Origin of the sequence: Staphylococcus sp. SB1-57 (assembly GCF_017086425.1) — a bacterium.
Classification (GTDB): Bacteria; Bacillota; Bacilli; order Staphylococcales; family Staphylococcaceae; genus Staphylococcus; species Staphylococcus warneri_A.
In genome coordinates this window covers 1371208-1382764 of sequence record NZ_CP070964.1, presented here as the reverse complement: position 1 = coordinate 1382764, position 11557 = coordinate 1371208, and the positions used below count along the sequence as shown (strand labels likewise).

Here is an 11557-nt window from a genome sequence, read left to right as displayed (position 1 = left end):
CAATGAATACACATATTCAAACAGACGCAGATGACTTAGGATTTTTTGGGTCTTATGGAGGCCAATATGTCCCTGAAACATTAATGCCAGCAATCATAGAATTAAAACAAGCGTATAAAAAGGCAAAAAATGATCCGACTTTTCAAGATGAATTACAGTATTATTTAAAAGAATACGTAGGTAGAGAAACACCTTTAACTTATGCTAAAGCATATTCAGAATCTTTAGGTGGCGCGAAAATATATTTAAAAAGAGAAGACTTAAACCATACAGGAGCTCATAAAATTAATAATGCATTAGGACAAGCGTTATTGGCTAAACGTATGGGGAAACGTAAATTAGTAGCAGAAACTGGGGCAGGACAACATGGTGTAGCAAGTGCAACAGTTGCAGCATTATTTGATATGGACTTAATTGTTTTTATGGGTAAAGAGGATATCCAAAGACAACAATTAAATGTTTTTAGAATGGAACTACTCGGCGCTAAAGTAGTTTCTGTCGAGGAAGGTCAAGGTACTTTGTCAGATGCTGTAAATAAAGCACTACAATATTGGGTTAGTCATGTTGAAGATACCCACTATCTTTTAGGTTCCGCTCTTGGACCTGACCCTTTCCCAACTATTGTTAGAGATTTTCAAAGTGTGATAGGTAAAGAGATTAAAACACAAATATTGAATAAAGAACAACGTTTACCTGATGCGGTTGTTGCTTGTATTGGTGGGGGTTCAAATGCAATTGGAACGTTTTATCCTTTTATCCAAGATGATGTGAAATTATATGGTGTTGAAGCAGCTGGTAAAGGTAAACTTACTGATAAACATGCATTAGCTATAGGTAAAGGAAGTCCAGGTGTGTTACATGGTGCCAAAATGTATTTAATACAAGATGAACATGGTCAAGTTCAATTGGCACACTCCATTTCAGCTGGTTTAGATTATCCTGGAATAGGACCAGAACATTCTTATTATCATGATATTGGACGCGTCACTTATACAGATGCAAGTGATGAACAGGCGATGGAAGTATTAATTCGATTTACTAAAGCTGAAGGCATTATTCCTGCTATTGAAAGTGCACATGCATTAAGCTACGTAGAGCGATTAGCACCTACTATGAATAAGGATGAAATTATAGTCGTTACCGTTTCTGGTCGTGGTGATAAAGATATGGAAACGATACGTCAATATACACAACAAAGAGGTGAGATCAATGAATAAATTATTTATACCTTATATTATGGCAAACCATCAATTGATAGAGAATATGACATTACTTTGTCAAAATGGTGCAGATATGATTGAAGTAGGTGTGCCATTTTCAGATCCAGTTGCAGATGGTCCTACAATCATGGATGCAGGGGGAAAAGCGATTGAAGAAGGTATTAACATTGATTATATCTTTAAGGAACTTGAATTGCATCAAAATGACATCGACTGTCCGTATGTATTAATGACATATTACAATATTGTATGCCATTATGGAGAAACATTATTTTTTAAAGCATGTGAACGTGCAGGTGTGTATGGTCTTATTATTCCTGATTTACCTTTTGAACTTGGACAACAATTAAAAGAACAAGCTCATAAATATAATGTGAAATTAATATCACTCATTGCAATGACAACATCTGAAGAGCGAATGAAATTGATTGCCAAAAATGCAGAAGGTTTTATTTATACCGTAACGATGAATGCGACTACAGGTAAGGATGGCACATTCCACCCAGAATTAAAGTCTAAATTAGACACAATTAAGACATTTGCAAAAGTACCAGTCGTAGCTGGGTTTGGTATTAGAAATGTGCAACATGTGAAAGATATTTCACAAATAGCAGATGGCGTGGTCATTGGTAGTGAAATCGTTAAACGATTTGCTAATGATACTACAGAAGAAAATATCAACTATCTTAAATCTATAAGGCACGCATTAAATTAGAAAAATTAATTAAAATTTAAATAGAATGTAAATGGGAAGGATATATGTAAATTATTACACGATTTGACATTGATTTTACTTGATTAGTATAAAATTGTGTTGTTATAAGGGAAGTCATTGGCATTAGATTTGCAAATGCATTAAAATAATAGGTGATAATACGATAATAGTATGAGTTGATAAAAGTTCGGCTCATACTATTATTACGTATATTCAATTTAAGTTGTATGACTAAGTATTTGATGAGTCATTGCATTTAACTAATTAAAGTCATGAAAAATAAAAAACAACTTAGATTGTTACAATTAGTTTGATAATATCAATGTTGTTACGTACAGTTTCAGTGTAAATAATAATGATAAATAGTAACAACGCTTGAATTAAGCATGGTATGAACTCAATTCGAATTCTTAAATAGAGAGAAAAAATAGAGATAAATACAATAGGAGTTATGATTATGAAGTTTACAAACTTAACCGCTAAAGAATTTGGCGATTTTACAGACCAAATACCATATACTCATTTTACGCAAATGGTAGGTAACTATGAATTAAAACTAGCTGAAGGGACAGAGTCACATCTTGTTGGAATTAAAAATAACGACAATGAAGTGATTGCAGCTTGCTTATTAACTGCAGTACCAGTGATGAAATTTTTTAAATATTTCTATACTAATAGAGGACCAGTCATTGATTATGATAACAAAGAATTAGTTCATTTCTTCTTTAATGAATTAAGTAAATATGTAAAAAAACATCATTGTTTATATTTAAGAGTCGATCCATATCTTCCATATCAATATCGCAATCATGATGGAGAGATTACTGAAAATGCTGGAAATGATTGGATATTTGATAAATTGTCAACATTAGGTTTTAAACATGAAGGTTTCCACAATGGTTTCGATCCAATACTACAAGTAAGATACCATTCAGTATTGAATCTAAAAGATAAAACGGCCAAAGATGTTTTAAACGATATGGATAATTTACGTAAACGTAATACTAAAAAAGTACAAAAAAATGGTGTGAAAGTTAAATTCTTATCAGAAGATGAGTTACCTATTTTTAGATCATTCATGGAAGATACTTCAGAGTCAAAAGAATTCTTAGATAGAGATGATAGTTATTATTATGATCGATATAAGCACTTTAAGGATCGTGTCTTAGTGCCTTTAGCATATATTAATTTTGATGAATATCTTGAAGAACTAAACAATGAAAAAGCAACGTTAACTAAAGATTTAAACAAAGCGCTGAAAGATATTGAAAAGCGTCCTGAAAATAAGAAATCACATAATAAGAAAGCGAATCTAGAACAACAATTAGCAGCTAATCAACAAAAAATAGATGAAGCACAACAACTCCAAGCCGAACATGGCAATGAATTACCCATTTCTGCTGGTTATTTCTTCATCAATCCATTTGAAGTTGTTTATTATGCAGGTGGTACTTCAAATAAATATCGCCACTTTGCAGGTAGTTATGCAGTGCAGTGGACGATGATTAATTATGCATTAGACCATGGTATTGATCGCTATAATTTCTATGGCATTAGTGGAGATTTCTCAGAAGATGCAGAAGACGCAGGCGTAATTAAATTCAAAAAAGGGTATAATGCTGATGTTATAGAATATGTAGGAGATTTCATTAAACCAATTAATAAACCTATGTACACTGTTTATACGACATTAAAAAAATTACTTAAAAAATAAGCATAAATAATAAATTTTTATTAGGAAGGGAATTATCTAATTATGAAATTTACAGAGTTGACAGTTAAAGAATTTGAGAACTTTGTACAAAATCCATCATTAGAAAGTCATTATTTTCAGGTAAAAGAAAATATAGCTACTCGTGAAACGGATGGTTTTCAGGTTGTATTATTAGGTATTAAAGATGAAAACAATAAGGTCATTGCAGCAAGTCTATTTTCAAAAATTCCAACTATGGGTAGTTATGTGTATTACTCAAATCGTGGTCCAGTCATGGATTACTCTGACTTAGGGTTAGTTGATTTTTATTTGAGAGAATTAGATAAATATTTACATCAACATCAATGTTTATATGTCAAAATGGATCCATATTGGATTTATCAAATTTATGATAAAGATATTAAACCACTTGATAATCATGAGAAAAACGATGCACTTGTTAATTTATTTAAATCTCACGGTTATGAACATCATGGTTTCACAACATCTTATGATAGCTTCAGTCAAGTAAGATGGATGGGTGTTTTAAACTTAGAGGGCAAAACACCTGCTTCATTGAAGAAAGAATTCGATAGTCAACGTAAAAGAAATATTAATAAAGCGATAAACTACGGAGTGAAAGTGAGATTTCTAAGTAGGGATGAATTTGATCTTTTCTTAGAACTATATCGTGAAACTGAAGAAAGAACAGGATTTGCTTCAAAAACCGATCAATATTTCTATAATTTCATTGATCATTTCGGTGATAAGGTCTTAGTACCTTTAGCATATATTGATTTAGATGAATACATTGAGTCATTACAGCATTCATTAAATGATAAAGAAAACCGTCGTGATCAAATGATGGCTAAAGAAAACAAAAGTGATAAGCAATTGAAGAAAATAAGTGAATTAGACAAGCAAATTGAGCATGATAAAAAAGAAATGCTACAAGCTAGTGAAATCCGTCAAACTGATGGCTCAGTATTGAATCTTGCTTCTGGTGTTTACTTTGCAAATGCTTATGAAGTCAACTACTTCTCAGGTGGTTCATCAGAAAAATTCAATCAATACATGGGACCATACATGATGCATTGGTTCATGATTAATTATTGCTTCGATAATGGTTATGATCGTTACAATTTCTATGGATTATCTGGTGATTTTACTGAAAATAGTGAGGACTATGGTGTTTATCGCTTTAAACGTGGATTTAATGTTCAAATTGAAGAGTTAATAGGAGATTTTTATAAGCCAATTAACAAAGTTAAATATTGGTTATTCACTACATTAGACCGTATTCGTAGAAAAGTCAAAAAGTAATAAACATAGCAATTATATTGATATGACTAGGTTGAGATAAATGTCTCAGCCTTTTTTATGTCTTTTTTTATAAAGTGAAATTCTACAAATAATTTATATAAAAATCTAATTTAAAATCATATTGCACCCTACTAAAATTATCATAGCATAACCAAAAGCCTTAACAATGATAGTCATAGAGAATTTTCTAATAAATAACTTATAAAATGCTTATTGTATTTATTTTGAGTACTTAAAATAAGTCATAAAGTAAAAATGATTTACTGGTTATCAAATAGCAACTATATTCTAATCAAATGGTTGATGATTGGATAATTTGAAAAAACTCATAAATAATACAAATAAACGTTTACACATTATAGATATACTATGTATAACATGTTAAACAATATATTGATGCTGTGAGAGTGTCTCAGTTGCATCGAGAGTTACTTTGATGGATAACTGGTCATTAGATGTAATTACATTGCTAATATAACATTAAGTATTTCAAAGACTAAGTTAAGAATTATATTGGATTTAAGGTTAAATACACTGATCATTTAACGTATCGTTAGATTGACATATGAGTTTAAGGAAATGAACATTTAAGAATACAAGTCTTAGTAACGAATGATTATATCAATCAAAATGTGAACGGATTCGTTATAATTAGTTATAACTGTTTATAAGACATGAATAATAGCCCTATATTGATTTTCAGATTTTAGTTTACATAATATATATTATAGGAAGTTATAGATATTCGATATAGGGGACCCTATTCTTCATTATATATTTGCTATGTTATAATTTATCCATATTTTTAATATTAACATTTAGGAGTTTTGTTTATGAATTTTGTTTTTGATATTGACGGTACCATTTCATTTGATGGTTACCACGTTGATCAACGTATTGAAGAACGCATTTTTAAATTACAGCAACTCGGACATCAAGTCATATTTGCATCTGCACGTCCAATTAGAGATTTACTACCAGTTATACCAGAATTTAAAGATTTTACACTTATTGGTGGTAATGGCTCAATCATTTCTCAAAATGGACAGATTGAAGTGATTAAATCAATTGCACATGAGGATTTGCAACTGATTAAAGATATTATTCATGCATATCAATTAAAGTACATATTTGATGATAAATATAATTATTCTACTAACTTAGATGCAACGTATGAATTATTTCAACGCATTGATCCTAACCATACAGCAAAGGCTTTAGATATGAATGACATTGTTCAACCTATTAAAGCAATCATATTAGATATTCGACAAGATGATTTTGAAGAAATAGCTACTATATTAGCTGAAAAATCTCATTCCTTAGAGCTAATACAACATTTAAATGAAAGTTATATTGATATTACAGCTCAAGGTATTGATAAACATACTACAATTCAAAAAATCCTTGGAGCTACAACCGATTATATCGCATTTGGAAATGATCATAACGATATTCAAATGCTAGAACATGCATCTCACGGCTATTTTGTAACGAATTTACATATGGATCATACGACGTTTATTAATAATCCGCAAATTACTTTAGTCGACGACACTAATGAAGCAATATGTAATGAATTGGATAAATGGTTAAATAAAAAGTAATAACATTAATTGATAATGATTCTCAATTTCATTTAAAATAATGATAAGGAGGATCATTATGAAAAATACATATATACTACTTATCATTTTACTCATTAGTATTGCGCTAACTGCTTGTAGTCAAACGTCAGATCAATCTAGTAAAAATTCAAAGGACACTGTAAGTATCAAAAATACTTATGAGTTTAAAGATAAAAATAATACCCACTCACGTGGTGTAAAGAAATCAGAAACTGTTAAGGTCCCAAAAAATCCTGAACGAGTGGCTGTCTTAGATTATGGTGCATTAGACATCATGCAACAAATGGGATTACAAAGTCATGTAAAAGCAGTTGCTAAAGGTCAAGGGAATGCATTTCTCCCCCACGCTTTAAATGAATTTAAAAGTGATCAATATATTAATTTAGGCAATCCAGGACGTCCTAAATACGATAATTTAGCAAAATCTAAACCAGACTTAATCTTAGCCTCTTTTAGGCAAGCTCATACAAAAACACTCGATGAAATGAAAAAAGCTGCGCCCGATGCTCAAATTTTATTTGTCAGTCCTAATAATGATAGTTACATTTCTTCTATAGAGACAACAACCCAACATTTAGGTAAAATCTTCGATAAAAAAGATAAAGCCAACACACTTAATCGAGAATTAAAAGAAAAAGTAAATGAGACAAAACGTATGATTAATAAGGACAAAGTATTGCTACTAGTTGTAGATGATAAAGGTATGAAAGCCTTTGGACAAACTGGTCGATTTGGTGGTTTCTTGAATAAAGATATAGGTATACAACATGCGGACAATAACATGAAAGCCAATTCTTGAGGAAATCAAATCAGTTATGAGTATTTAAATAAAATCAATCCAGACAAACTATTTGTGATTAATCGAACAAAAGATGGCAATGATCAGCATTTACCTAAAGAACTAAATAATAAGGTCATTAAAAATATAAAAGCAATCAAAAATCATAACGTATATCAATTTGAATCTAATGCTTGGTATTTTGGTGAAGGTGGTCATCAACTTACAATAGATCAACTTGAACATATTCAAGACGCCTTTGAAAATAAAAAATAATTGATTCATAAATTCAATATAAAGAAGCCCAAAGTTACTTTGAATAAAAGTTTTCTTTGGGCTTCTTTGGTATAGTTTTATCACATAATTTAATTTGATTCATATAAAGCTACAAGTTGTTTGGTATAGGGATGCCTTTGATGACTGAACAGATGATCGGTATTAAAATCATCAACGATCGCCCCATCTTTTAATACAATTATACGGTGACAAATACGTTGTATTACAGATAGATCATGTGAAATTATGATTAAGGTATATGGGTGTTTACGATAGTTTTCAGTTAGGATATCTAACATATGTTGTTCTGCGATAACGTCTAGGTTTGAAGTAATTTCATCACATATTAATACTTTTGGTTTAACTAATAATGTTCGTAGCAAATTAAATCTTTGCAATTGCCCCCCACTTAATTCATATGGATACTTGCTAAGTAATGATAATGGCAAGTTAAATGATGACGTCGTATCTTGAATGATTTGGTCAATATGTTGATATTGAGTAGATTGTTTTTTGTAATACAAGAGCGGCTCTGCTAATGATTGTTGAATGGTTAACTTAGGATTGAAACTTTCAGACGCATGTTGGAATACGGGTAAAATATCATGTGTATCGACACGAATGGAACCAGTTGTTGGTTTTAATTCATGTAATAAAAGTGAACTAAGTGTACTTTTACCTGATCCACTTTCACCTAAAATACCAACTATTTCATTATCATCGATTGTTAAATTGATATGGTTTAATACGGATTGTTGTTTATGATAATGGAATGAGATATTGTCTAATTTAATCATGATATCCCCTCTTTATATGACTTCTAAAATGAAATAACCGTTGAGCGTATGGTGTCGATTGTTTACTTTCAAAATAAGAACGATTACCTCTATCAACAATTTGTCCATTTTGAATAACATCAATTTGATCTGCATATTTAAGAACATGACTCATATTATGTGTAACGATTAATAAAGTTTGATGATGGTCTCTAACAATATGTTCTAGTAAATCCATTATTTGTAAGCCATTTACCATATCTAATGATGCTACTGGTTCATCTGCAATGATAAGCTTAGGATCAAGCATAAGTACACTCGCAATATAAACGCGTTCTAGTTGGCCACCTGATAATTGAAAACTATAGCGTGTTAATATCTCATCACTTGGTAAATTGACCCATGTGAGTGCTTCTTTTACTTTAGTATTAGCAATCTGTTTAGATACATCATAATGTGTACGATAAATTGATATGAGTTGTTTACCTAATTTGGTATGGTCATTAAAACTTTGTGTATAGTTTTGAGAAATATAGCCAATGTCTTTTCCTAACTTATCATTTAAATGTGTCACAGCATGCCCATTAAACAAGAAATATTCATATTCGATTTGAAAATCTTTAGGTAATTGATTCAATATAAAACGCATAGTTACGGTTTTACCCGCCCCACTTTCACCAATAATTGCATTGATTTGTTGTTTCTTAATGGATAAATCAACACGATTTAAAAGTGGTTGACCGTTTGAATCGTTGATGGTGAGTCCTTTAATTTCTATGATATTCAATTTAGTCACCTCTTCCTTTTAATAGTCGATCACGTAGTGCATCACCTGTTAAGTTAATGATTAATATTGTCATAGCGATAACAGTCGCTGGTGAAATGATCATAATCGGATGAGAGGTTATAAAATCACGACCTGCTTGCAACATTGCCCCCCATTCTGGTGATGGCGGCTGTGCCCCCAATCCTAAAAATGATAAAGAGCTAATGTATAATACGATCTTGCCGAAATCCACAATGATTAATACAAGAATGGATGGTAATACTTTTGGTAATAAATGCTTAAATAAAATCGTTAATGTAGGTACTTTGAAAAGTTGTGCCATACGAATATACGATTGATGCATTTCTGTATTCACAATTCCTCTTGTCACCCGTGTGTAATTCATCCACTTAATTATGGTGATAGCAATAACTAGATTCCAAATACTTGGACGGAAGAAACTTGCGAGTGCAATCATGATGACAAATTCTGGAATACTTAAACCGATATCAATCATACGCATGATGATCATATCTATCCAGCCTTTTTTATAGCCGGACAGTAGTCCTAGAGGTACACCAATAATGACTGTAAATACTAAAGTAAGCACCGTGATAAATAACGTAGAACGTGCACCTACTACGAGACGAGTGAATAAATCCCTACCGTAATCATCTGTACCTAATAAATGTTGTGTACTCATAGGTTCAAATGTTTGAGATAAATGCACTTTTAAAGCAGCATCGTCATGAACAAAAAATTGCATCATAACAATGATGAAAACATATATGAAAAATACATAAAATATCCAATTCGAACGATTGATTTTAAATTTCATGATGTGTCGCCTCCTTATCATTATATGATTGAGACGATTTTAACCATGAGTGTTGTGTTAATCGTTGTTTAGGGTCTAAACATATACTTAGTACATCAGCACATGTATTAATCAAAATAACTAATGTACCTATAAATAAGACGATACCTTGTATGACTGGGTAATCTCTTGAGCGAATACTATCAACTAAAAACGCGCCTAAACCAGGTATTTCAAATAAATTTTCAATAACGACTGTGCCACCTATTAAACTACCTACAGAAAGACCAATGAGTGGTATAGTTGGCAGTAAAGCTGGCTTGAGAAGGTCATGTAATAAAATATACTTTTCTGGCATTCCTCTTAGTCGTGAAGTTTGGACGATAGGACTTTGATATAAATCCAACAAATTAGATCTAATTAATCTAATGAGATAGGCGCACATACCGACACTCATAGTTAGGATAGGTAGAATGTATGATATCCATTGGCCATCACTTGCTGGAGGAAGTAAGTTTAATTTTAAATCAAATATATATAATAGTAGTATACCTATGAAAAATGCAGGCAAACTAACAGATAAAAAGGTGAAAATTCTAATCATGCGATCAATAGAACGATGATAATTGATTGCTGCAAGTATACCCAATGGCACTGAAATGATGATTGACATCATTAATGTCCCCAAGGTAATGATTAATGTAGGAGGCGCATATGTTGCAATCTCTTGACTAACAGGCTCGTTGGTTTGGTAACTTACCCCTAAATCTAAATGTAATATTTGAATTATCCAATGCCACCATTGTGCCAATAATGATTCATTTAGGCCTAATTTATCTTCGGTCGCTTTGATTTGAGCATTGGAAACTTGTGCAGTGTCTAAATGTAAAATTTTGTCTACTGGATTACCGGGAGATAATTTCATTAGAATAAAAGTAATTGTAGATAAGATAAACAATACTACAATCATTTGAAGACACTTTGAAGTGATTATTTTAATTATATTCATATGTATCTCTCCATTAGTTGTCTATGATATTTAAGGTATAAGTGAAAACTTAAATTGTAAAACCCAACTCTGTCAAATTATTTCAGAATTGGGCCTATAATCGTTATATATTAACGGCGACGAAATTGGTTAACATCTTGTTCGTGTTCAAATTGTTCATATCGACGCATATCTTTTTCGAGTTGCTTTTTCTTTCTTTCACGTCTCCAATTACGTGTAAAATACCATAATAGGAAACTGATAATTAGGCTCACAATCGCCATAAAAGCAGCATAACCTAGTAATGGTTGATATGTAATATCTTGGAAATTAGGAATTAAGAACGCTAATACACCTAATACTACAAAAGAAATAACTGCTGCAATAAACCATCTATGTAAGACTAAAGTGCAGAAAACAGTTAAAATGATAACTGCTAATATAGAAATCCATAGAAAATTCGGCATATCAAAAATAGTCATAAATGGATTCTCCTTATTTTAAATAATACTAACATTATTATACTATTTAATTTACTTTAACTAAACCTACTATAGTAGTATTTCTAAATGATTAA

The 11557-nt window shown here is 31.2% G+C and carries 10 protein-coding genes and 1 pseudogene; 6 read left to right on the top strand and 5 right to left on the bottom strand.

All coding sequences use genetic code 11. From position 1 onward, the window contains the following. The first annotated feature begins 2 nt into the window (after window positions 1-2). From trpB to JX000_RS06845, 6 genes and pseudogenes are all read left to right on the top strand, one after another. The gene (trpB, locus tag JX000_RS06870; protein WP_206140541.1) at window positions 3-1217 is read left to right on the top strand and encodes a tryptophan synthase subunit beta; all 1215 of its coding nucleotides are present in this window, start codon (window positions 3-5) and stop codon (window positions 1215-1217) included. Continuing rightward, complete coding sequence (gene trpA, locus JX000_RS06865; RefSeq protein ID WP_206140540.1) at window positions 1210-1935, top strand: tryptophan synthase subunit alpha; 726 nt, start codon at window positions 1210-1212, stop codon at window positions 1933-1935. The genes trpB and trpA overlap by 8 nt, the downstream gene beginning before the upstream one ends. A gap of 457 nt (window positions 1936-2392) precedes the next feature. After that, window positions 2393-3649 carry an aminoacyltransferase gene (locus tag JX000_RS06860; RefSeq protein ID WP_206140539.1) on the top strand — a complete coding sequence of 419 codons (1257 nt, stop codon included), beginning with the start codon at window positions 2393-2395 and terminating at the stop codon, window positions 3647-3649. A 42-nt stretch (window positions 3650-3691) separates the two neighbouring features. Beyond that, window positions 3692-4951: an aminoacyltransferase gene (locus tag JX000_RS06855; protein WP_002451338.1), complete on the top strand. Its 1260-nt coding sequence runs from the start codon at window positions 3692-3694 to the stop codon at window positions 4949-4951. Between the two features lie 833 nt (window positions 4952-5784). Continuing rightward, window positions 5785-6558, top strand: a complete 774-nt coding sequence (locus tag JX000_RS06850) for an HAD-IIB family hydrolase (RefSeq protein WP_206140538.1) — start codon at window positions 5785-5787, stop codon at window positions 6556-6558. Window positions 6559-6616: 58 nt separating this feature from the next. Then, window positions 6617-7633 (top strand): annotated as a pseudogene (locus JX000_RS06845) (ABC transporter substrate-binding protein). 89 nt (window positions 7634-7722) lie between these two features. On the opposite strand, the gene JX000_RS06840 reads toward JX000_RS06845, so the two are convergent. The 5 genes from JX000_RS06840 to JX000_RS06820 form a co-directional block, all read right to left on the bottom strand. Further along, window positions 7723-8430 (bottom strand): ABC transporter ATP-binding protein, encoded by a 708-nt coding sequence (locus tag JX000_RS06840; protein WP_124228319.1) that lies wholly within the window; start codon window positions 8428-8430, stop codon window positions 7723-7725. Next, window positions 8423-9196: an ATP-binding cassette domain-containing protein gene (locus tag JX000_RS06835; protein WP_124228318.1), complete on the bottom strand. Its 774-nt coding sequence runs from the start codon at window positions 9194-9196 to the stop codon at window positions 8423-8425. Before JX000_RS06835 ends, JX000_RS06840 begins: the two co-directional genes overlap by 8 nt. A gap of 1 nt (window position 9197) precedes the next feature. Beyond that, window positions 9198-10013: a nickel transporter permease gene (gene nikC / locus JX000_RS06830; protein WP_145505252.1), complete on the bottom strand. Its 816-nt coding sequence runs from the start codon at window positions 10011-10013 to the stop codon at window positions 9198-9200. Further along, entirely contained in the window at window positions 10003-11001 is a 999-nt protein-coding gene (gene nikB / locus JX000_RS06825) for a nickel ABC transporter permease (protein WP_206140537.1), read from the bottom strand. Before nikB ends, nikC begins: the two co-directional genes overlap by 11 nt. A gap of 110 nt (window positions 11002-11111) precedes the next feature. Beyond that, window positions 11112-11462 (bottom strand): hypothetical protein, encoded by a 351-nt coding sequence (locus JX000_RS06820; RefSeq protein ID WP_075778807.1) that lies wholly within the window; start codon window positions 11460-11462, stop codon window positions 11112-11114. Between the last annotated feature and the right edge of the window lie 95 nt (window positions 11463-11557).